The sequence below is a fragment of the Burkholderia sp. AU30198 genome, from assembly GCF_020419825.1.
In the GTDB taxonomy this organism is placed as follows: domain Bacteria; phylum Pseudomonadota; class Gammaproteobacteria; order Burkholderiales; family Burkholderiaceae; genus Burkholderia.
Window position 1 is genome coordinate 42,158 of the sequence record NZ_JAIZSA010000024.1, and the last position, 22,270, is coordinate 64,427.

General features: G+C 67.9%; 18 protein-coding genes. 3 read left to right on the forward strand and 15 right to left on the reverse strand.

Features of this window, described 5'->3' with window-relative positions; translation table 11 throughout:
* Positions 1 to 8: 8 nt before the first annotated feature.
* From narJ to LGN19_RS35050, 3 genes are read right to left on the reverse strand one after another with little or no spacing between them, the layout of a single operon-like run.
* Entirely contained in the window at positions 9 to 704 is a 696-nt protein-coding gene (gene narJ, locus LGN19_RS35040; RefSeq protein ID WP_226219799.1) for a nitrate reductase molybdenum cofactor assembly chaperone, read from the reverse strand.
* On the reverse strand, positions 704 to 2,233 hold the full coding sequence (narH, locus tag LGN19_RS35045; protein WP_122950513.1) for a nitrate reductase subunit beta: 1,530 nt from the start codon (positions 2,231 to 2,233) through the stop codon (positions 704 to 706). The genes narJ and narH overlap by 1 nt, the downstream gene beginning before the upstream one ends.
* Positions 2,230 to 5,997, reverse strand: a complete 3,768-nt coding sequence (locus LGN19_RS35050) for a nitrate reductase subunit alpha (RefSeq protein ID WP_226219761.1) — start codon at positions 5,995 to 5,997, stop codon at positions 2,230 to 2,232. Before LGN19_RS35050 ends, narH begins: the two co-directional genes overlap by 4 nt.
* 440 nt (positions 5,998 to 6,437) lie before the next feature.
* Between LGN19_RS35050 and LGN19_RS35055 the strand changes: the two genes are divergently transcribed.
* Positions 6,438 to 7,622 carry a tetratricopeptide repeat protein gene (locus LGN19_RS35055; RefSeq protein WP_226219762.1) on the forward strand — a complete coding sequence of 395 codons (1,185 nt, stop codon included), beginning with the start codon at positions 6,438 to 6,440 and terminating at the stop codon, positions 7,620 to 7,622.
* Positions 7,623 to 7,764: 142 nt separating this feature from the next.
* On the opposite strand, the gene LGN19_RS35060 is transcribed toward LGN19_RS35055, so the two are convergent.
* The 5 genes from LGN19_RS35060 to LGN19_RS35080 form a co-directional block, all read right to left on the reverse strand.
* A complete protein-coding gene (locus LGN19_RS35060; RefSeq protein ID WP_122950511.1) occupies positions 7,765 to 7,956 on the reverse strand; it encodes a DUF2964 family protein in 192 nt (63 codons plus the stop codon).
* 15 nt (positions 7,957 to 7,971) lie between these two features.
* Positions 7,972 to 8,451 carry a universal stress protein gene (locus LGN19_RS35065; protein ID WP_122950510.1) on the reverse strand — a complete coding sequence of 160 codons (480 nt, stop codon included), beginning with the start codon at positions 8,449 to 8,451 and terminating at the stop codon, positions 7,972 to 7,974.
* A 160-nt stretch (positions 8,452 to 8,611) separates the two neighbouring features.
* The gene (locus tag LGN19_RS35070) at positions 8,612 to 10,390 is read right to left on the reverse strand and encodes a right-handed parallel beta-helix repeat-containing protein (RefSeq protein ID WP_226219763.1); all 1,779 of its coding nucleotides are present in this window, start codon (positions 10,388 to 10,390) and stop codon (positions 8,612 to 8,614) included.
* Between the two features lie 2 nt (positions 10,391 to 10,392).
* The gene (locus LGN19_RS35075) at positions 10,393 to 11,523 is read right to left on the reverse strand and encodes a 2-dehydro-3-deoxygalactonokinase (protein ID WP_226219764.1); all 1,131 of its coding nucleotides are present in this window, start codon (positions 11,521 to 11,523) and stop codon (positions 10,393 to 10,395) included.
* 49 nt (positions 11,524 to 11,572) lie between these two features.
* Positions 11,573 to 12,694, reverse strand: a complete 1,122-nt coding sequence (locus tag LGN19_RS35080) for a porin (protein WP_122950507.1) — start codon at positions 12,692 to 12,694, stop codon at positions 11,573 to 11,575.
* A 319-nt stretch (positions 12,695 to 13,013) separates the two neighbouring features.
* On the opposite strand from LGN19_RS35080, the gene LGN19_RS35085 reads away from it, so the two are divergent.
* Positions 13,014 to 14,009 carry a LacI family DNA-binding transcriptional regulator gene (locus LGN19_RS35085; RefSeq protein ID WP_226219765.1) on the forward strand — a complete coding sequence of 332 codons (996 nt, stop codon included), beginning with the start codon at positions 13,014 to 13,016 and terminating at the stop codon, positions 14,007 to 14,009.
* A gap of 29 nt (positions 14,010 to 14,038) precedes the next feature.
* Here the strand turns inward: LGN19_RS35085 and LGN19_RS35090 are convergent, their stop codons facing one another.
* The 7 genes from LGN19_RS35090 to LGN19_RS35120 all read right to left on the reverse strand — a co-directional run bounded on the left by LGN19_RS35090 (position 14,039) and on the right by LGN19_RS35120 (position 21,133).
* Positions 14,039 to 14,944: an SMP-30/gluconolactonase/LRE family protein gene (locus LGN19_RS35090; RefSeq protein ID WP_174957391.1), complete on the reverse strand. Its 906-nt coding sequence runs from the start codon at positions 14,942 to 14,944 to the stop codon at positions 14,039 to 14,041.
* A gap of 71 nt (positions 14,945 to 15,015) precedes the next feature.
* Positions 15,016 to 16,095, reverse strand: coding sequence for an ABC transporter ATP-binding protein (locus LGN19_RS35095; RefSeq protein WP_226219766.1), 1,080 nt, complete (start codon positions 16,093 to 16,095; stop codon positions 15,016 to 15,018).
* A 31-nt stretch (positions 16,096 to 16,126) separates the two neighbouring features.
* Complete coding sequence (gene dgoD, locus LGN19_RS35100; RefSeq protein ID WP_226219767.1) at positions 16,127 to 17,272, reverse strand: galactonate dehydratase; 1,146 nt, start codon at positions 17,270 to 17,272, stop codon at positions 16,127 to 16,129.
* Positions 17,269 to 18,054 (reverse strand): SDR family NAD(P)-dependent oxidoreductase, encoded by a 786-nt coding sequence (locus LGN19_RS35105; protein ID WP_226219768.1) that lies wholly within the window; start codon positions 18,052 to 18,054, stop codon positions 17,269 to 17,271. Before LGN19_RS35105 ends, dgoD begins: the two co-directional genes overlap by 4 nt.
* Before the next feature lie 4 nt (positions 18,055 to 18,058).
* Entirely contained in the window at positions 18,059 to 18,961 is a 903-nt protein-coding gene (locus LGN19_RS39855) for a carbohydrate ABC transporter permease (RefSeq protein WP_226219769.1), read from the reverse strand.
* Entirely contained in the window at positions 18,958 to 19,827 is an 870-nt protein-coding gene (locus LGN19_RS35115) for a carbohydrate ABC transporter permease (RefSeq protein WP_011349624.1), read from the reverse strand. Before LGN19_RS35115 ends, LGN19_RS39855 begins: the two co-directional genes overlap by 4 nt.
* Positions 19,828 to 19,897: 70 nt before the next feature.
* The gene (locus LGN19_RS35120) at positions 19,898 to 21,133 is read right to left on the reverse strand and encodes an ABC transporter substrate-binding protein (RefSeq protein WP_226219770.1); all 1,236 of its coding nucleotides are present in this window, start codon (positions 21,131 to 21,133) and stop codon (positions 19,898 to 19,900) included.
* Positions 21,134 to 21,483: 350 nt separating this feature from the next.
* Here LGN19_RS35120 and LGN19_RS35125 point away from each other — a divergent pair, with 350 nt between their 5' ends.
* Positions 21,484 to 22,245 carry a 2-keto-4-pentenoate hydratase gene (locus LGN19_RS35125; protein ID WP_226219771.1) on the forward strand — a complete coding sequence of 254 codons (762 nt, stop codon included), beginning with the start codon at positions 21,484 to 21,486 and terminating at the stop codon, positions 22,243 to 22,245.
* Positions 22,246 to 22,270 lie beyond the last annotated feature (25 nt).

Below are 22,270 nucleotides of genomic sequence, written 5' to 3' on the forward strand. Positions count from 1 at the left end.
CGGCGCGCCTACGCGCGCCGCGCAGGCCGTTGATCGTAGAAGCGCACCGGTTCCTCCGCCGGCGTGGCCGCGCCGACGAAGCGCACGGCCTCGTCCGCATACGACGCGTCGAGCGCGCGGTAGTCGGCGGCGCTCGGCCGCTCGGCGGCCACGTCGTCGCCGGTGGCGTCCGGCGCGTCGGCCGGTGCGAGGCCGGCCATCGGCAGCAGCGCCCCGACGACGAAGCCGTAATGGCTGCCGCGCTGCGCGAGCTGGCCGGCCAGCGCGCGCAGGATCTCGCCGGTTTCGGCAAGCAGCTTGCGCGCATCGGGCGCCGGCAGCCGCGACAGGTATTCGAGGAACACCGGCAGGTAGTCGGGCAGTTCGCCCTGGTTCAGGAACAGCCCGTGCCGCTCGTACATCTGCAGCAGGTCGACCATCGCCTGCCCGCGGTCGCGCGATTCGCCGTGCACGTGCTCGAACAGGTACAGCGACGTCGCGCGGCCACGGTCGAACAGCCCGACGTAGTTCTCCTGCAGCGTCAGCAGGTCGCGCTCGCGCACGTACGCGAGGAACTGGTCGAGGCCCGCGCGCACCGTTTTCGGCAGGCGCGCGTGCGCGAGCAGGTGCGCGTCGATCGAGTCGAGCGCGGTAACGAGCGCCTCGTCGGGATAGTCGAGCAGCGCCGCGAGCGCTGCATAGGTCGGATCGGGTGCGGTGCTCATCATCGGGAAGCCTCGTGGATCGGAATCGTCTTGCTGCCCTTCCTCGGGCTGAACAGGCTCGCCTCGGAACGGCCGTCCGAGCAACCGTTGCCGAACGAGAAGCCACACGACGCGCGCAGGTCGTACGCGTTCTCCGCGTACTCGCGGTGCGTGGTCGGGATCACGAAACGATCCTCGTAGTTCGCGATCGCGAGATAGCGATACATCTCCTCGACTTGCGCGAGCGACAGCCCGACCTGGTCGAGCACGCCACGCGCGTCGATGCCGTCCACGTGGCGCGCACGCATGAACGCACGCATCGCGAGCAGCCGCTCGAGCGCGAGCTTCACGGGCGCCTCGTCGCCGGCCGTCAGCAGGTTCGCGAGATAGCGCAGCGGAATGCGCAGCGACTCGACGTCCGGCAGGTAGCCGTTCATCCCGAGATCACCGCTGTTCGCGGCCGCGTTGATCGGCGACAGCGGCGGCACGTACCACACCATCGGCAACGTCCGGTATTCCGGATGCAGCGGGAACGCGATCTTCCAGTCGATCGCCATCTTGTAGGTCGGCGAACGCCGCGCGGCGTCGATCCAGGCAGCCGGCACGCCGTCACGCTCGGCCTGCGCGATCACGGCCGGGTCGTCCGGATCGAGGAACAGCGACAGCTGCGCTTCGTACAGATCCTTCTCGTTCTCGGCGCTGGCCGCCTCGCTGATCCGGTCGGCGTCGTACAGCAGCACGCCGAGATAGCGGATGCGGCCCACGCAGGTTTCCGAGCATACGGTCGGCTGGCCGGCCTCGATGCGCGGGTAACAGAAGATGCACTTCTCGGCTTTGCCGCTCTGCCAGTTGTAGTAGATCTTCTTGTACGGGCAGCCCGACACGCACATGCGCCAGCCGCGGCACTTGTCCTGGTCGATCAGCACGATGCCGTCTTCCTCGCGCTTGTAGATCGAGCCCGACGGGCACGACGCGACACACGCCGGGTTCAGGCAGTGCTCGCACAGGCGCGGCAGGTACATCATGAAGGTGTTCTCGAACTGCCCGTAGATGTCCTTCTGCACATTCTCGAAGTTGTAGTCCTTCGCGCGCTTCTCGAACTCGCCGCCGAGGATCTCCTCCCAGTTCGGCCCCCACTCGATCTTCTCGAGCCGCTGGCCGCTGATCACCGAGCGCGGCCGCGCGACCGGCATCGCGCGCGTATTGCCGGCTTCCTGCAGGTGCGCGTAGTCGAACGTGAACGGCTCGTAGTAGTCATCGATCTCGGGCAGGTGCGGGTTCGCGAAGATCTGCGCAAGCAGCCGCCACTTGCTGCCGAGACGCGGCTCGATCTTGCCGTCGGCGCGCCGTTTCCAGCCGCCGCGCCAGCGGTCCTGGTTCTCCCAGTCCTTCGGGTAGCCGATGCCCGGTTTCGTCTCGACGTTGTTGAACCACGCGTATTCCATCCCTTCGCGGCTCGTCCACACGTTCTTGCAGGTCACCGAGCAGGTATGGCAGCCGATGCACTTGTCGAGGTTCAGCACCATCGCGATCTGTGCGCGTACCTTCATGACGTTTCTCCCGCCCGGACTTGCGTTGTGGGGTCGACCGCGGTCTCTTCGCCATCGAGCCAGTCGATCTTGTTCATCCTGCGCACGATCAGGAACTCGTCGCGATTCGAGCCGACCGTGCCGTAGTAGTTGAAGCCGTACGCGAGCTGCGCATAACCGCCGATCATGTGGGTCGGCTTCAGCGCGATGCGCGTGACCGAGTTGTGGATGCCGCCGCGCGTGCCGGTGATCTCGGAGCCCGGCGTGTTCACGATCTTCTCCTGCGCGTGGTACATCATCACCATCCCGGACGGAATTCGCTGGCTGACCACGGCCCGCGCGCACAATGCGCCGTTCGAGTTGTAGCACTCGATCCAGTCGTTATCGACCGCGCCGATCGCCTTCGCGTCGTCCTCCGACATCCACACGATCGGGCCGCCGCGCGACAGCGTCAGCATCAGCAGGTTGTCCGTGTAGGTGCTGTGGATCCCCCACTTCTGGTGCGGCGTCAGGAAGTTCAGCACCCGTTCGGGGTTGCCGTTCGAACGCGTGCCGACCATGTGCGCGTAACTGCCCGTATCGACCGGCGGCTTGTACGCGCACAGCGATTCGCCGAACGCGCGCATCCACGCATGATCCTGATAGAGCTGCTGGCGGCCGGTCATCGTGCGCCACGGCACCAGCTCGTGCACGTTCACGTAGCCGGCGTTGTACGACACGTGCTCGGATTCGATCCCGCTCCACGTCGGCGACGAGATGATCTTGCGCGGCTGCGCCTGGATGTCGCGGAAACGGATCTTCTCGTCCGCACGCGCGGCGGCCAGGTGCGTATGGTCGATGCCCGTGATGCCGGACAGCGCGCGCCACGCCTTCACCGCCACTTCGCCGTTGGTCTCGGGCGCGAGCGCGAGGATCACCTCGGCCGCGTCGAGCGCCGTGTCGATGCGCGGTCGCCCCTGCGCCGCGCCGTCGGCCACCTTGTAGTTGAGTTCGCCGAGCAGCTTCACTTCGTCCTTCGTGTCCCAGCCAATGCCCTTGCCGCCGTTGCCGAGCTTGTCCATCAGCGGCCCGAGCGACGTGAAGCGCGCATAGGTGTTCGGATAGTCGCGCTCGACGACGGTCACGTTCGGCATCGTGCGGCCCGGCACCGGCTCGCATTCGCCGCGCTTCCAGTCCTGCACGTCGAACGGCTGCGCGAGCTCGCCCGGCGTGTCGTGCGCGATCGGGGCGAGCACCACGTCGCGCTCGACGCCCAGATGCCCGTCGCACAGCTCGGAGAAGCGTTTCGCGATCCCCTTGAAGATCTCCCAGTCGCTCTTCGATTCCCACGCGGGATCGACGGCCGCCGACAGCGGGTGGATGAACGGGTGCATGTCGGACGTGTTCATGTCGTCCTTCTCGTACCACGTCGCGGTGGGCAGCACGACGTCCGAGTACATGCAGGTCGTCGACATCCGGAAATCGAGCGTCACGAGCAGGTCGAGCTTGCCGCGCGGCGCTTCGTCATGCCACGTCACTTCCTCGGGGCGCTTGCCGCCCGTTGCACCGAGATCCTCGCCCTGCACGCCGTGGGTCGTGCCGAGCAGGTGCTTCAGGAAATACTCGTGCCCCTTGCCCGACGAACCGAGCAGGTTCGAGCGCCACACGAACAGGTTGCGCGGGAAGTTCTCCGGTGCATCGGGGTCCTCGCTCGCCATCTTCAGCGTGCCCGCCTTCAACTGCTGCGCGATCTCCGCGCCGGCATGCGCGGGATCGCCGAGCGCCGCGCCGACCTTCAGCGGATTCACCGCGAGCTGCGGCGCGGACGGCAGCCAGCCCATCCGTTCCGCGCGCACGTTGTAGTCGATCGGCGCGCCGTGGAACTGCGACTTGTCCGCGAGCGGCGACAGCAGCGTGGCCGGGTCCATCGGGTCGTAGCGCCACTGGTCGGTGTGCGCGTAGAAGAACGACGTCGAATTCATCTGGCGCGGCGGGCGGCTCCAGTCGAGCGCGCCCGACAGCGCCGTCCAGCCCGTCTGCGGGCGCAGCTTCTCCTGGCCCACGTAGTGCGACCAGCCGCCGCCCGGCTTGCCGACGCAGCCGCACATGATCAGCATGTTCATGATCGCGCGGTACGACATGTCCATGTGGAACCAGTGGTTGATCCCGGCGCCGATGATCACCATCGACTTGCCTTGCGTCTTGTGCGCGTTCTCCGCGAACTGCCGCGCGACCGAGATCACGTCCGCGCGCTTCACGCCGGTGATCGCTTCCTGCCAGGCGGGCGTGTACGGCAGGTCGTCGTCGTAGCTCGCGGCCACGTCGCGGCCGCCGAGGCCCTGGTCGAGCCCGTAGTTCGCGACGAACAGGTCGTAGACGGTCGCGACCAGCAGGTCGCCGTTGCGCGTCGCGATGCGCCGCACGCCGATCCGGCGCGACAGCTCGGACGTGTGCTGCGTCGAATTGAAATGCGCATGCGGCTGGTTGCCGAAATACGGGAACAGCACGTCGACCACGTCGTCATGCGCGGCCGTGCACGACAGCCGCGGCGCGAGCGCCGCGCCCTTCGACGTCTCGCCGCGCAGGTTCCACTTGCCCTTGTCGGCTTCGTCCTGCTGCCCCCAGCGGAACCCGACCGAGCCGACCGGCACGACGAACTCGCCGTTCGCATCGTCGATCATCACGGTCTTCCAGTCCGGGTGGGCGGCCTCGTCGAGCGCATCGTCGAAGTCGGAAGCGCGCACGAGGCGTTCGGGCACGTAGCCGTCGCCGTGCGGCACGAGGCGCACGAGGCATGGCATGTCGGTGTAGCGCTTGCAGTAGTCGGTGAAGTAGTCGCTCTTCCCCGCCAGATGGAATTCCTTGAGGATCACGTGCCCCATCGCGAGCGCGAGCGCCGCGTCGGTGCCCTGCTTCGGGTGCAGCCACAGGTCGCCGAATTTCGCGCCTTCCGAGTAGTCGGGGAACACCGACACGACCTTGGTGCCGCGATAGCGCGCCTCGACGAGGAAGTGCGCGTCCGGCGTGCGCGTCTGCGGGACATTCGAGCCCCACATCATGATGAACGTCGAGTTGTACCAGTCGGCCGATTCCGGCACGTCGGTCTGCTCGCCCCAGGTCTGCGGCGACGCGGGCGGCAGGTCGCAATACCAGTCGTAGAAGCTCAGGCACACGCCGCCGATCAGCGACAGGTAGCGGGAGCCCGCCGCATACGACACCATCGACATCGCCGGAATCGGCGAGAAGCCGACCACGCGATCGGGGCCGTGCTGCTTCACAGTGTGGACATTCGCGGCCGCGACGATCTCGTTGACCTCGTCCCAGCTCGCGCGCACGAAGCCGCCGAGCCCGCGCCGGCTCTGGTACGAACGGCGTGCTTCGTCGTCTTCGACGATCGAGCGCCACGCTTCGACGGGCCCCAGCGTGCGGCGGCGTTCGCGCCACAGCTTCACGAGCGCGCTGCGCACCATCGGATGCTTGAGGCGGTTCGCGCTATACAGGTACCAGGAGTACGACGCGCCGCGCGAGCAGCCGCGCGGCTCGTGGTTCGGCATGTCGGGACGCGTGCGCGGATAGTCGGTCTGCTGGGTTTCCCAGGTGACGATCCCGCCTTTCACATAGACCTTCCACGAGCACGAGCCCGTGCAGTTCACGCCGTGGGTCGAGCGGACGATCTTGTCGTGCTGCCAGCGCATCCGGTAGCCGTCTTCCCATTTTCGGTCCTCGTCCGTGACGGCACCGTGTCCGTCGGAAAAGCGTGGCCTCGTGGTGGAGAAATAACGCAATCTGTCCAGGAAATGGCTCATGGGGATCTCGTTTTTCCGGTCTTTTGGCAGACCCTGATTATTTAAGGAGGTGAAATAGCGGAAGTAAAGGTCGATCAGATGGCAATCGTTCGCCCTTTTTTCCCTGGTCGAATCGATTGTCGGGCGGAACGACATATCATGATTTGATACAAATCACGATATCGTTGATCCGCGCGCAACGGCAAAAACCACTGGGGCGCGAGCGCGCGGCACGGCCTGCTATGCTGCGCACTGCATTCGCGCGTCATCCGTCCGCCGCTTCCGTGCATCGCGTAGCGGCGTGCGGGTGCCGCATTGAAATGCGTTGAACGCCCCTGCCATTCGTAACGGGATTCGCAGGCCGCAGCCGGTTGCTGGTCGACGGTTGCGCAACGGGTTCAGTGCATTTCCATTTCCGGCCGTCGAACAATAAAACCCATACCAACAAGCACCGCAATTTCATGACATCCCGACTTCTTGCCGCGCTCGCTGCCGCGGCCTTGAGCTGCGCCGTCCTGCCCGCTGCCCACGCACGCACCTATATCCCGCCGACCGCGTCGTTCGGCAAAGGGGCTTACGTTCATCAGTTCGTGCTGCGCGACCCCGTCACGCACCGGCCGCTGCCGAATGCACGCTACCGGCTGCTGCTGCCCGGGCAGGTGATCGCGGGGCTGCCTCCCCATGAGGAAAGCAGCGAAAGCGTCGTGTTCGGCACGACCGATGCCGCCGGACGCACGGTACGGATTCGCCTGCCCGCCCGTCATCCCGAGCGTGAGTGGGCGCTTCAGCCTGTCGTGGGCGAAGGCGACATTGGCGGGACGTTTCAGGTGATCGACATCGATACGGGGCGACCCTACGGTCGTTACTCGTACGTACTCGACGTGACGGGCGCATACCTGGCCTGCGGGCACATCGATGCCAACGGATATACCGTCTTCGCGCAATCGCAGGGGGACGGCAAGCTCTGGTTGCACCCCACGGTATTGCGCGTGCCAGCGGACACCGACTGGTGTGCAGGGCCCGCCACGGACATCGCCAACAGTGCCGGCAATCCGGGCGTGCCCGATCTCTATACGCAGTATCTCGGCAGCCTGGTCGCCGACGGCCAGCACCTCGGCCACGCACTCCGGCAACAAATCGCGGCCAAGATGGTCGCGCTGGCGATAGCCGAGCGGGACGAAAGCCGCATCGACACCGCGCTCGAGGTCGGCAATTTCTCGGATCAGATGTTGAACAGCGTCGGGTACGACCTCGTCAATGCCGGCCTGAAGATCGATCGTGCGATGGCGATGATCGATGCGCGCCTGGCGAAGTCACCGAACGACGCGTATGCGCTCGACAGCAAGGGCTGGGCACTGTATCGCCTCGGTCGCAACGACGAAGCGCTGACGTGGTTCGACCGGTCGCTCGCGATCTTCGCGAAGGACGACGATACGGACAAGGGCGCGCGCGAAGCCTATGCGAGCGGGCTGACGCACAAGGGTGAGGTGCTGTGGAAGCTGGGCCGCGAGGATGCCGCGCAGGATGCGTTCGCGCAGGCGCGGAAGGTTCAGCCGGAGAGCGCGGATCTGGCGGAGACGTTGAAGCGGCTGGCGATACCGCTCGGGCAGGATGGCGCGAAGGCGCCGGGTACGGCAAGCGAGTAACCGGCGACGCGAGCGGACAGGCAAGCGGACGCCTGGCGCCGCAACGGCTGTGGCCGGACGGGTGGAAAGCGGCTGCCGGCCTTGTCCGGCACCGGCACCGGCACCGGCCCCTACCGGACGAGGCCGGCCCCGCTCGCGTCCGTCACTCCTCGCCTTTCGCGCCGGGATTGAGCATCACGACGAAGCCGGCCACGCCGACGACCAGCGCGACCGCACCGCCGCGCAGCGCCATCGCGTTGTCGAACAACAGCCCCGACACGACGGCCATCATCCCCGCGAGCGACACGAACACGGCGATCGCCGCAACGACGATCCGGGACTGGCGGCGTATCATCTCGCCCCCGCCGCGTTAAGCAGCGGCAGCGGCGGCCGCTGCGTCGTCATCGTCGCCGCGGATCAGCAGCACCGGGCATTTCGAGCCGCGCACGAAGCGCTCGGCGACACTGCCGAGCAGCACGCGCCGGATGCCGCGCCGCCCGTGCGTACCGACCACCGCGAGATCGATCCCGCATTCCTTCACGTAGCGCTGCAGGCGCTCCGCGATGTCCTCGCCGATGCTCTCGGTCTCGACGAGTTCGGCCTCGCCCTTCGCACCGGCCAGCGCGATGATCTGCTCCGCTTCGCGCAACACCTTGCGCCCGTCGTCGCGGATTTCCTCGACCAGCGCGTGCGGGTCGAAACGGCCCGCGTAAGTGAACAGCACCGACTTGTCCACCACGTACACGACGCTGACATGCGCGTCGCCTGCCAGCGCGACCTTCACTGCCTCGGCAAGCGCCTGTTTCGACGAAACGCTGCCGTCGACGGCCACCATGATCTTCTCGTACATGCGAACCTCGTTGGGGTGATGGGCCGCGCGTCTGATCGCGCGGCCCTGTCACCATCATCGGCGGATGGCGGGTTCGAATGTTGACGGCGATCAAGTCGGGCCGGCATTCACGCTGCGACCGGCCGACGCAGGGCGCCGCCCCGCGCCGGCGGCCTGTCCGTCATCGTGCGTGCGGCGCGCGGTACTTGTGCTCGTCGAACCCGCTGGCACGCGACCATGTGCTGGCGACCGCGTCCACGTCCTGCCCCGCGAACGGCAGGACCGTATCGGGCTGGGCGCCGTGACGATAGTTCGGCCCGGTGAATTCGGGATCCGTCGCGTAGCCGAAGTACGTGTTGCCGCTCCACACGATGTTGGCGTAACTGCCTTGCGGATTCTTCGTCCGGAAGATCGCGCCGCTGTCCGATGCGTTGTAGAAGCGGTTGCCCGTCACCTCGAACGCGTTCGCATAGCTCAGGTTTTCGACGATCGGCGTGACCAGGCCCGGCGTGCGCGTGATCACGACGTTGTCGCGCACGACCGAATCAGCCGAGCCCGCGGCAGACACGATCCGCCGCTTGTCGTTCAGGCTCAGGTTGTTCTCGACGATCGCGCCGGTTTCCTGCGCGACGTGGCCCAGCCCGTCGGAACCGCATCCGCAGAACAGCATCAGCCCGCCGTCGTTGTCGTGGCTGAAGTTCGCGGCCACGCGCGTGTTGCGCGTACCGAGATCGGCGTCGAACGCCATCCCGTCGCCGGCCTCGATATTGTTCTGCAGCCGCACGCCGTTGACTTCGTTGTAGCGGAACAGCGCATCGTCCGTGTTGATCGCCCAGGCACCGGCGCTGTTGCCCGGCGCGCGCATCCAGATGTCGTACAGGTGATTCGCTTCAACCTGCGGCGCGGTAGCCGTGCGGACGATGATCCCGTCGCCGCCGACGTTGTGGATCAGGTTGTTGCGGAACACGACGCGCGTCATCGGGAAATAGTCCGTCGCGGCCTGCGTGGCCGGATTCGTCAGGTAGGCCGAATTGCCCTTGTACGGCGGATAGTCGCCGCACGGTGCGCCGCCTTCCCGGCACATCCACGCGGAGCGGGTCGACAGCGCCACCGCGTCGACGTTGTAGATCTCGCTGTTCTCGACCGCGATATCGTCGAAGCCGGTCCGCTTCTCCTTCGTGCCGACGACCTCGTTGTCGCGGGTCACCTCGAACAGCATCCCGCCGGTCGTCTTGTACGACCCGACCGTATTGCCGGCGACGTCTTTCAGATAGCCGCGCACGTGATGCACGTACACGTCGTCGACGTGATAGTGGCTGCCCGTGCCGTAATCCTCGAGCCGCACATACAGCCCGAGGCGCCCGCCGGGCGTCGTCGCATCGTTGGTCAGCTCGAGCGAGCGGATTTCCCAGTACTGGGTGTTGTACAGATAGATGGCCGCACGGTTCACGGCGGGATTGTCCGACTTGCACAGCGAGTAATAGCCGCTGAACCCGCCCGGCGTCTTGTGCTGCTCGGTGATCGACTGGTCGGGGTCCGCCGTCGCATCGGCGCAGCCGGCCGCGATCACGGGACGCGGGGCCTTCGGGTCGCCGTATGCGTCGACGACGATCGGCGCGCCGGCCGCGCCGGTGCTGCCCGGTGCGGGCGTAAAGCTGCCGTCGCAGGTCGTGCCGCGCTTGAAGCGCACGTGCATGCCGGGCGCGAGCACGATCCGGTTCAGCGTCGCGAGATCGTGAATCGGATTCGCGGCGGAGCCGAGCGTCGCGGGCGAGCCCGTTCCGTTCGCGCCGAGCGAGCAGTCGACATGCAGCGTGCCGGGCACCTCATCGGCAGTCTTTCCGGCAGCGGGCGCGGCAGCCAGCTGCTGCCCGGCCGCGACGCCGTCCGCCGATTCACCGCCACCGCATGCTGCGAGTGCGCCGATCAGCGGCGCTGCGACAATCTTCCAGTGTTTCAAAGTCAGTCTCCCGAAATAGGGCATTCGTGATCCGGCACCGGGTCGACCGCAGGTCGATCCGTGCGCCGGCCGCTCATTCCGGCAGCCGGTTCGTCGACACGAACCGGCGCCCCCTCCTCGCTTGCCGCGGGCAGCAGTTCCGCCCGCTCGGCCAGCACCCACAGGCCGGCTGCCGCCGCGCCGTCGATCGTGTCGACGGGCGGCCAGCCGAACAGCGATGCCGCATGCCGGTAACGCGCGCACAACGCGGCGTCGCCGATCAGCATCGGTCGCGGCGCCTCATCGCGGGCCGCACCGCCCGGCCCACCGTCTTCGGCCGCCAGCCCCGCAAGCTCATGACCGATCAGCACGCCGGACAGGTAGTCGGCCTGCTCGTCGGGCGCCAGATCGCCGGCCAGCAGCCGCGCGCGGCTGCCGAAGATCGTCGCGAGCAGCCCCGTCGCATGGCCGGCCTGCGCGGCGCGCACGCCGCGCTCGAAGGCGTCGCACGCAAACCCGGCCGACGGCTGCATCGTGCGGCCGAGCAGGCTGTGCGTGCACAGCAGCGCGTACAGTTCGCCCGTCATGAACGTGCGGAAGCGCTCGATGCGCGAGCCCCGCACGGCGACCCACTTCGAATGCGTGCCCGGCAACCCGATCCATCGCGGCAGCGCCGAACCGTGCGTCGCGCCGCTCGCGTGCAGCGCGCCGACGATCTGCGTCTCCTCGCCGCGCATCACGTTCGCCAGCTCGCCGCGCTGGATCAGCCCCGGCACGATGTGCACGGTCACGCCGCGCCGCGCACGCACCGTCTGCAGCGACGCGCCAAGCCGCGCCGCGTCGATCGGCACGTCCGCATACGGTGCGTCGCGCCAGCCCTGCGTGCTGCCGACCATGCCGGCCGCGACGACCGGCAGCGCCGGCCACGCATCGAGCCATGCGCCGCACACGTCCTCGAAGGCCGCATCGCATGCGTCGGCGATCGCGGCGCCCGCGACACCCAGCTGCATCACGCCCTTCGGCGCGGCCCGCTCGTCGAGCACGGTCCGCGCATCCGCCATCAGGTACGCGCGCAGCGACGTGGTGCCCCAGTCGAGCGCGATCAGGCGCGGCACCGGCGCTTCGCCACCGGGCCATGGCATTACATCTTGCATAGGATTCCTCTGTTTGACGGTTGTGGCTCGCGGCTTCGTCACGCCGGTATCAGAAGAGCGTCTCGATACCAGCGTAGACGCCCGTCTGCCCGTGCCCCGGCATCGGCGACGCACCGAGCCCGTTGCCATTGCCCAGCCCCGGCGACTGCGGGTTCACGCCCAGGTTCGCCCCCGCGCTGTTGAACACGTGCGCGGCCGTCGCATACAGGAACGTGCGCTTCGACAGGTCGTACATCGCGCCGAGGCCGATGATCGTCGAACGCCCCTCGCCGCTGTGGTCGGCGGTCCACTGGCCCGCGTCGATCTTCATCGAATAGACGGCACTCTGCAGATGCAGGAACGGCGTCGCGTCGTACGTCACGCCGCCCCAGTAGTAGTTCGCGGTGCGCGACAGGCCGGCCGGCGTGTCGGGCGCGCTGTAGCGCGTATAGCCGAGCTGCACCAGCGCGGGGCCGAAGCGCTCGCGCACGCCGATGAACGCTTCCTGCGATGCGGTGAACAGGTTGTCTTCGCGGCCGTACTGGTTGCGGATCTCGTTCCAGATGGCGCGCACTTCGAAGTCGCCGTGCGTGTAGGCGACTGTCGCGCCGTCGGACAGGCCCGTCGCGCCCACGTTGTTCGGCGAGCCGCGCAGCCAGCCGTTCGAGCTGTTGCCGAGGTTCGCCTGCAGCGCGAACGAGAAGCCGCCGAACTTCGGCGATTCATAGCGGATCCCGTTCGACAGCTTCGGGCCGTTCCGGTACGACGTCAGCGACTCGACCGAATAGTTTTCCTCGAGCAGCGGATCGTACGACCAGATATAGCTGTTGATGAACGAACCCTGGCCGAGCCGGAGGAAGCCGTAGCGCTCGTTCTTGAAGCCGACCCACGCGCCGCGCTGGAACAGCACGCCGCCGCCGTAGTTGCCGTTCGCCGCGTTGATCGACGATTCGAGCCAGAACACCGCCTGGTTGCCGCCGCCGAGATCCTCCTTGCCGGTGATGCCGAGGATGCTCGTCCCCCAGTCGTTGCCTTCCGAAATGCGCGAGCCCGTCGAATGCGGGCCGTTCTGCACACCGCTCAGGTACTGCACGTCGCCGCCCACACGCCCCCACACGGTGACGCTCGATTGCGCCTGCGCCACCGCCGGCACCGCCAGGGCCAGCGCCGCGATCCACCCATACTGTCGCATCTAGATCTCCTCCTTCTTTTCGTTCACGTCTCGTTTGATTGGGGAAAGCGCTTTCCCTCGACAGCAAAAAAATTTCGCGGCGGTTGTCGCGCATCGTTTTCCGCTATGTCTCTGACGGAATGCGCGCGTGCTATGCTCGCGAATTGGGAAAGCGTTTTCATTGTCGGCGCGCGGTTGCGCTTTTTCAAGAAAATTCTGGCCCTCCAAGGGATACTACCGAGTCCGATCGCGCGGCACGCCTGCGATGCCGCCGCACGGTCGCCGCCGCCGGCGCGCATGCTATGCTCGCCGGCAAAATGCACTGACACTCACTTTCATCGTGGCCAAGATCAACGAAGTCGCCGCCGCCGCAGGCGTCTCCATCGGAACCGTCTCGAAGTTCATCAACAAGACGAAGCGCTTCTCGCCCGACGTCGAGCGCCGCATTGCCGAGGCGATCGAGCAGCTCGGCTACGAGTCGAACCCGCTCGCACGCTCGATGGCCACCGGCCAGACCGGCGCGGTCGGCGTCGTGATCCAGGACATTCTCAACCCGTACTTCACCGCGATGGTCAAGGGCGTGAACCGGATCGCGCAGCGCAACGACTTCGTCGTCCTGATCGTCGATGCCGACGAGAACCGCAAGGGCGAGCGGCCCGCGCTGACCAAGCTGAGCCGGCGCGTCGACGGGCTGATCCTGAACACCAGCATGCCCGACGACGACCTGCGCTGGACCGCGAGCCTCGGCAAGCCGGTGGTCGCGGTCGGCTCCGCGCCGCGCGACGGCCTGCTCACGCTGTACTCCGATCCGGTCCGCGCGGGCGAAATGCTCGCGCAGCACCTGCTGATGGAGAAGTACCAGCGCTTCGCGTACATCAGCCTGCCCAACGCGCGCGGCGACGACGAACGCCGCGCCGGCGCCGAGCAGGTGCTCGCGCGTGCCGGCCTGCCGCTGCGCACCTTCAGCGTGCCGCGCGCGACGGTGGCCGACGGCGAGCGCGTGTGCGCGTCGGTGATGCTGTCGGCCGAACCGCCCGATGCGGTGATCTGCTACAACGACATGATCGCGGCCGGCTTCATCAAGGAGGCCGAACGGCTCGGCATCGCGATCCCGCACGACGTCGCCGTGTGCGGCTTCGACAACCTCGAACTCGGCAAGCTCACGTCGCCCACGCTGACGTCGATCGACACCGAAACCGAGCGCGCGGGCGAAGTCGCGATGACGACGCTGCTCGATGCGCTCGCGGGCAAGTCGCCGGCCCCGCATACGATGCTCGAATCGCGGCTCGTCGTGCGCGAATCGACGGTGCGGCCGCGCGACGCGCGCCGCCGCTGAGCGCTCGCCGCTTACTGCTTACCGCTCGATCAACGCGGCACGGCCGCAACCGCGTCACCCAGCCACGCGCGCGCGACGCAATGCTGCTCGAGCCCGGCCACGCCCGGGCGCGTCTCGAACAGGCTGCCCGCGAGCGGCCCGCGCAGCAATCCGTCCGCACTCACGTTGACCGACGCGGACGTCACGAACAGCGTCGCGCGATCGGCGCCGCCGAACGCGACGCTGGTCGGCCGCTGCACCGGCATTTCGACGACCTTGTCGAGCGCCCCGTCCGGCGCATAGCGATGCAGCCGCCAGCCGTCCCAGATCGCCGACCACACGCCGCCTTCCGCATCGACCGCGAGCCCGTCCGGCACGCCGCGCGCGTCGCCGAACGTCGCGAACGGCCGCGCATTCGATAACCGCCCGGCATCCACGTCGAAGTCGTACGCGAAGATCGTGCGGCGGCCGGAATCCGTCACGTACATCGTCGTGCCGTCCGGGCTCCAGCCCATCCCGTTCGCGCACGCGAAGCCGGCCACCGCGACGCGCGAAGCACGCGCATGCTCGAAGCAATGCAGATCGCCGGGGCCGTCACCGTCGTCGGCCATCGTGCCGACCCAGAAGCGGCCGCGCGCATCGACCGCGCCGTCGTTGTAGCGCAGCGATGGCCGCGCATGCGCGGCATCGGCCAGCCGTTCGAGCGTGCCGTGCGCGGGGTCGAACAGGTGCAGGCCGCTCTTCAACGCGACCAGCAGCCGCCCGTCGTCGACGCCCGCGACGCAGCCGGCCAGCTCCGGCAACAGCCAGAAACCGGTCTGCCCGTGGCCGGGCGTGTAGCGATAGAGCGCGGTGCGCTTGATGTCGATCCAGTAGAGCGACGCCGAGCGTTCGCACCAGAGCGGGCCCTCTCCCAGGATCGCGTTCGCGCCCTGTACCAGTTTTACTGTCGTCATCGAAATTCTGTTGTTATGCATGCGTTCGGCCGCCCGCCGGTACGGCGGGCGGAACTGCCGGCGAGCCGGGCTCAGAGCGCGCGGCCCGCGTCGTCGAAGAAGTGCGCGTGCCGCATGTCAAAGCGCACGCCGACCGGCTGCCCGGCCGCGACCGTGTACGCGTCGCGGTTCTGCCGCACCGACAGCGGCCGGTCGTGGCCCGCGAGTTCGACATAGACGATCGTCGCGTCGCCCAGGTGCTCGGCGTGCGTGACGCGGCCGTCGAGCCCCGTGCCGGGCGCGCCGACCACGAGGTTCTCGGGCCGGATGCCGAGCTGCAGCGAACCCGACGGCCACGCACGTGCAGCGTCCGGCGCCGCGGCGAGCGAGCCGCCCGGCACGTCGAAACGCGTCGCATCGGCGCCGCCGTGCGCGCGGCACGGCAGGAAGTTCATCGACGGCGAGCCGAGGAACGACGCGACGAAATGGTTCGCCGGCTGCTCGTACAGCGCCAGCGGCGAGCCGACCTGCTCGATGCGCCCGCCGTTGAACACCGCGATCCGGTCGCCGAGCGTCATCGCCTCGACCTGATCGTGCGTCACGTAGATCATCGTGCTGCCGAGCTCGCGATGCAGCCGCGCGAGTTCGAGCCGCATCCCGCCACGCAGCGCCGCGTCGAGGTTCGACAGCGGTTCGTCGAACAGAAACACGCCCGGCTTGCGCACGATCGCGCGGCCGATCGCGACACGCTGCCGCTGGCCGCCCGACAGCGCCTTCGGCTTGCGGTCGAGCAGCGCGGACAACCGCAGCGCTTCGGCCGCCTGCCCGACGCGCGTGCGCGTCTCGGCCGCGTCGACGCCCGCGAGCTTCAGCCCGAACGCCATGTTCTCGAACACCGTCATATGCGGATACAGCGCGTAGTTCTGGAACACCATCGCGAGCCCGCGCTTCGCGGCCGGCACGTCGTTGACGCGGCGGCCATCGATCAGCAGGTCGCCCGACGTGATCTCCTCGAGCCCCGCGAGCATCCGCAACATCGTCGATTTGCCGCAGCCCGATGGGCCGACGAACACCATGAATTCGCCATCCTCGATGTCGAGGCTGACGTCCTTGATCACATCCGCGCCGTCGTCGTAGCGCTTGCAGATCTGCTTGAGCGACACACTTGCCATGATTGCCTTTCTCCTCGTCCGTTGCTGCCGCTCACCATTCGGCGACCGAGCCGTCCTCGCGACGCCACACCGGGTTGCGCCAGCGGTGCCCGGTCGCGGCGGCTTCCCTCACCTTCTCTTCGTCGATCTCGACGCCGAGCCCCGGCGCATCCGGGCGCGCGACGTAGCCCGCGTCGAACGCGAACGGGATGCCGCGCGTGTACGCGTACATCGCGTTGTCGTCGTGATAGGCCACATTGGTCGACTGCTCCTGGATGAACGCATTCGGCGTGCAGAAATCGATCTGCAGCGACGCCGCGAGCGTCAGGGGCCCAAGCGGGCAATGCGGCGCAACCGCGACGTCGTACGCCTCGGCCATCGCGGCGATCTTGCGCAGTTCCCAGATCCCGCCCGTATGGCTCACGTCAGGCTGCACGATGTCGACGACGCCTTCCTGCAACAGCTCCTTGAACTGCCACCGCGTGAACAGCCGTTCGCCGGTCGCGAGCGGCACCGCGCAGTCGCGCGCGACTTCGCGCAGCGCATCGTTGTGCTCGGGCAGCAGCAGTTCCTCGTAGAACATCGGGTCGAACGGCGCGAGCGCCCTGGCGAGCGCCTTCGCAACCGGGCGGCGCACGCGGCCGTGGAAATCGATGCCGAGCCCGACCTCCTTGCCGATCGCGTCGCGCACCGTGCCGAAGCGCGCCACCGCGCGGTCGATCGCCGCCGGCGACTCGATCCAGTCCGTCGCGTTGACCACGCCCATCTTCAGCGCGGTATAGCCGGCCTCGACGAGCTGCCGCGCGTTCGCGGCCATCTCCTCGGGCGTGTCGCCCTTCACGTGCGCATAGACGCGCGCCCTGTCGCGCACGGGGCCGCCGAGCAGGTCGTAGACAGGCACCCCGAGAGCGCGCGCCTTGATGTCCCACAGCGCCTGCTCGATGCCCGAGATCGCGCTCGTCAGGATCGGGCCGCCGCGATAGAAGCCGCCGCGATACATGACCTGGAACAAATCCTCGATGTGGCGCGGGTCGCGGCCGATCAGGTAGTCGGCGAGTTCGTGCACGGCGGCGGCCGTGGTGGCCGCGCGCCCTTCGACGATCGGCTCGCCCCAGCCGGCGAGGCCCTCGTCGGTGCTGACCTTCACGAACTGCCAGCGCGGCGCGACCGCGAATGTTTCGATTTCGGTGATCTTCATGTGGATGAACGGGTCCGGTTGAACAGCAGCGCCGACATGCCGTTGTCGGCGACGAGATCCGCGCCGGCGATGCCGGCCGCCGCGTCCGACAGCAGGAACGCGGCGATCCGGCCGATATCGGCCGGTTCGTTGATGCGCTGTGCGGGATGCAGCGCGCGATACGCGTCGAGCAGCGCGGGATCGCGCTCGAGTGCCGCGCCGATCGGCGCGTTCAGCGTGAAGCCGGGGCTCAGCGTGTTCACGCGGATGCGCTGCGGCGCGAGGCTCGTCGCCATCGCACGCGACATCGCGACGATGCCGCCCTTGGTCGCCGCGTACATCTCGAAGCCCGGCACGCTCGCACCCGCATGGTTCGACGCGATGTTGACGATCGCGCCGCCGCCCGCGCGCGCGATGCGCGGCGCCGCGAGCTGCGTGCACTGGAACATCGAGCGCAGGTTGGTGCGGTACAGGCAGTCGCAGTCGTCGAGCGAGAATGCGTCGAACGGGCCGTGCAGCGTGATGCCCGCGTTGTTCACGAGCCCGTCGAGCCGGCCGTGATGCGCGTCCACGCGCTCGAACAGCGCGGCGACGCTCTCGGGCTCCGCAACGTCGGTCTCGACGAACAGCGCGTCGCGCCCGCCGAGCCGTTCGCGTACCACGTCGGCGCGCGCGGCGTTCTTCTCCGCGACGACGACCTGCGCGCCGCATTGCGCGAGCACTTCGACGATGCCGAGGCCGATGCCGTCGCCGCCTCCCGTGACGACGATCACGCGGCCGTCGAGCGATTCGAATGGATTCATGGTGTCACCCCTTGACCGCGCCGGCCGTGATGCCCGCGACGATCCTGCGCTGGAGAATGAAGAACAGCACGAGCAGCGGCAGCGTGCCCATCACGGCTGCCGGGAACAGCTTGGTCGGATCGATGTCGTTGGTGCCGATGAAGCGGAACACCGCGACCGTGATCGTGAACTTCGACGAGTCGGTCAGGAACAGCAGCGGATAGACGAGATCGTTCCACACCGACAGCGTGACGAACATCGCGAGCGTGCCGGTGATCGGCCGCAGCAGCGGCAGCACGATGTACCAGTACACCTGCAGCGGGCTGCAGCCGTCCATCACCGCGGCTTCCTCGAGTTCGAGCGGAATCCGCTTCAGGAAGCTCGTGTAGAAGAACACGCCGAGCGGCAGGCTCTGCACCGTGTACGCGAGCACGACGCCGAGGTACGTGTTGAGCAGGTGCAGGTCGCGGAACAGCACGTACAGCGGCGTGAGGCTGACGAACATCGGGATCGTCAGGCCGAGCGTCAGCACGATGTAGACCGCGTTCGACAGCCGGCCCTTCACGCGTGCCAGCGGATACGCAGCGAGCGACGACAGCATCGCGACGAGGAACGTGACCGCGAGCGTGATGCCGATCGTGTTCGCGACGCTGCGCCAGTAGTTCATCTGCGTGAACACGGCCGTGTAGTTGCCGAAGAACACGTGGTCGGGCAGCCCGAGCGGGCGCGCGATGATGTCGTCGCCGGTGCGCAGCGACATCAGCACCATGTAGATCGTCGGCAGCAGCACGATCGCGACGATCGCGATCGCGGCGACGAGCCGCGCGCACCCCGGCACGCGGCGCAGCAGCGCACCCGCGCCCAGCCCGCCGCCCGACGTGCCGGCGGACGGACGGTCCGCATGAAAGCGTTGACGGATGACGTTCACAGGTTGTCCTCCCGGCGGCGCAGGATCGTGTTCTGGGTGGTCGCGACCACCACGACGATCGCGAGCATGATCATCGACAGCGCGCTCGCGAAGCCGAACTTGTAGTCGTTGAACAGGCTGTGGAAGATCTGCAGCCCGAGCGTGGTCGTCGCGCCGTCCGGCCCGCCGTTGGTCAGCACGAGCGGCAGCTCGAAGGTCTTCAGCGTGCCGATCGTGCTCAGCGTGATGTTCACGGTGAACGCCGGCGCGAGCAGCGGCAGGTCGATGCGCGTGAAGCGCACCCACGCGTTCGCGCCGTCGAGCTTCGCCGCGTCGTGCAGTTCGGACGGAATGTTCAGGTAGCCGGCCAGGAAGATCGCCGTCGAGTAGCCGACGTACATCCACACGTGCACGGCCGTGACGGCCGGCAGCGTGACCGACGGATCGCCGAGCCACACCTGCTGCAGCGCGTCGAGATGCACGAGATGCAGCAACTCGTTGATGCCGCCGCCGAGCGGCGAGTACAGGTACTCCCACACGAACCCGGCGATCACCGCCGAGAACATGCTCGGCACCAGCAGCCCGACGCGCAACGCGCCGCGCAGCCGCGGCAGCGAGAACAGCAGTGCCGCGAACAGCAGCCCGAGCCCGTTCTGCACGATCACGACGATCGCCGCATACGCGAACGTGACGACGAGCGTATGCAGGCTCGCGGGGTCGCGAAACGCCGCCGCGTAGTTCGCGAGCCCGATCCAGTGCGCGTCTCCCACCCCGGAAAAATCCGTCAGGCTCATCCGCGCGGCCTTGAACAGCGGATACAGGCTCAGCAGCGCGTACAGCGCGAGCGCCGGAACGGCGCACCACAGCAAGGTCCGGTTGCGCTTCATCGCGCGCCTCCTTCGTCGAACCGCGCCGCGCACGATCGCGCGGCACGGGAAATGTCAGCGGACAGGCCGTTCATCGCGCAGCCGCATCCCAGCGGGCGAGCAGCTTCGCCGGGTCCTGCCCGATGTCGAGGAAATACGCGGACATCGAATTCCAGATCGCCGTGAACAGCGTGCCGGTCCACACGCCCTTCGGATACAGCACGACGTGCCCGTTCTTCTGCGCGGCCGCGTACGGCTGCGCCTGCGTCGGCATCGCGTCGGTGCCGCCCTCGAACGGGCTGAACCCGGCTTCCGCGTCGAGGAACTGGCGGTCGTTGTCGGGGCGCGCCCAGAACGCGAGCCACTTCTTCGCGGCGTCGGCCTGGTGCGATGCCGCGTTGATCGCCCACGCGGTGCCGAGCATGTCGAGCGCGACCGGCCCGTTGCCGGGCACGAGCGCCGGCAGCGGCGCGAACTGGAACGACAGGCCCTTCGTCGCGCTGAACTTCGCGATGTTCCATGCGCCCTGCGGCATCATCGCGACCCGGCCGGCCTGGAACTCGGTCAACCCCGTGCTCCACGCGCTCACGCCATTGTTCAGGCGCGGCACGAAGCACTTCGCGTCCGCCAGCACCTTCAGCGCGGCCATCGACTGCTTGAACGCCGGATCGGCCGCGAAACGCGCGCTGCCCGCGCCGACGAACGATTCGGCGCGCGCGTCCGCATCGCCGCCGCCGGCTGCGAGCCCGGACGCGATCACGAGCGCCGCGGGCGCCCAGCCTTCCTTCGCGGGCAGCAGCATCGGCGTGATGCCGGCCGCCGCGAGCTTCCCGCACGCGGCCTTCAGCTGGTCGACGTCGGTCGGCACCGTCGCGATGCCCGCGCGCTTGAACAGGTCGAGGTTCGCGAACAGGCCGATGCCGACCAGCTCCATCGGCAGCATGTAGGTCTTCCCGCCGATCTGCGTGTGGTTACGCACGCCGCGCCAGATCGTCGGCACCCACTTCTCGCCGCTCAGGTCCAGCAACTGATGCGCACCCTGCCACTGCCGCATCAGCTCGCGATCGACCATCAGCACGTCGGGCCCGTTGCCGCCCTGCAGCCGCGACGACACGACCGTCGTCGTGTCGTTGCGCGACATGTACTCGAACTTGACCTTGATGTCGGGGTTTTCCTTCTCGAACTTTGCGATCAGCGCCGCCATGTTGGCGGGCTCGGCGCCGCCGCCCTTCCAGCCCGTCACGTCGAGCGTGACCGGCGCGGCGCACACCTGCGCCGCCAGCACTGAAAGGACTGCGAAAGTTGCCGCCCGAAGCCTGTTGAACATCTGCTGTCTCCATGTTTGTTGTTGAATCGTGGGCACGGCCAGTGGCGTGCGGCGATCGGGGCATGCGGCACGCGATGCGGCCGCGATCCGTCGCACAGGAATCCCGCGTTTCCCCGTCGTCCGATTCATTTGGGAAAGCGCTTTCCCTATTGTGTCGCACAACCTGCCCGGCTTGCAAGCGCCGGGGCGAACCGATCGTCTAGGGGATATCCCGGGGGCGTGTCGCGGCAGTTCCGAGCCGCCCATGCGCAACCGGATCGAGCGATCATCGTGCCGAAGGCGCTATCATCGGATGTGCGACTTTCGTCCGGCCCTTATTTGCCGGCCCACTTTCAACTCGCTCAACCGACATGACAACGACTACCGAACGCGTGGACGGCGCCGCCCAGCATCTCGTCGCCGCCCGCCATGCCGGCTCGCCCGGCCCGCTGCTGCCCGATGCGCTGCGTCCCGAGAACGTCGAGACCGCGCTTGCAATCCAGCAGCGCGTGGCCGACCTGCTCGGCGAACCCGTCGGCGGCTGGAAATGCGCGCTGCCGCCGCCCGACCGTGTGATCCTCGCGCCGATCTTCGCGTCGACGATCCGCGAGGCCGATGCGCCCTACCGCGTGGTCGGCGGGCCGATCGTGCGGATCGAACCGGAAATCGCGTTCGTGCTCGATCGCGACCTGCCCGCACGCGAACAGCCATATGACGAACAGGACGTGCGCGACGCGATCCGCGAAGTGCGCATCGTGCTCGAAGTGCTCGGCTGCCGCTATGCGGAGCCCGCGCGTGCGTCGAAGTTCGAACTACTGGCCGACGGGCAATTCAACCAGGGGCTGTGCGTCGGCCCGGTCGTGCCCGACGGGCTGAACGTGCCGCGCGAGACGCTGGCGCTGTCGTTCGAAGGCGCACTGAACCGCGCGATCGACGGCCGCCATCCGGACGGCGATCCGCTGAAGCCGCTGGTGTGGCTCGTCAATTTCCTCGCATCGCGCGGCGACGCCGTGCGCGCCGGGCAGATCGTGACGACCGGTTCGTACGCGGGCGCGATCGACGTGCCGCTCGGCGATGCGCTGACGGTGCGCTTCGGCGAACTCGGCAGCCTGTCGGTGACGTTGACGGCGTGATGTAGGTGGCGCGCGGGCACGGTTG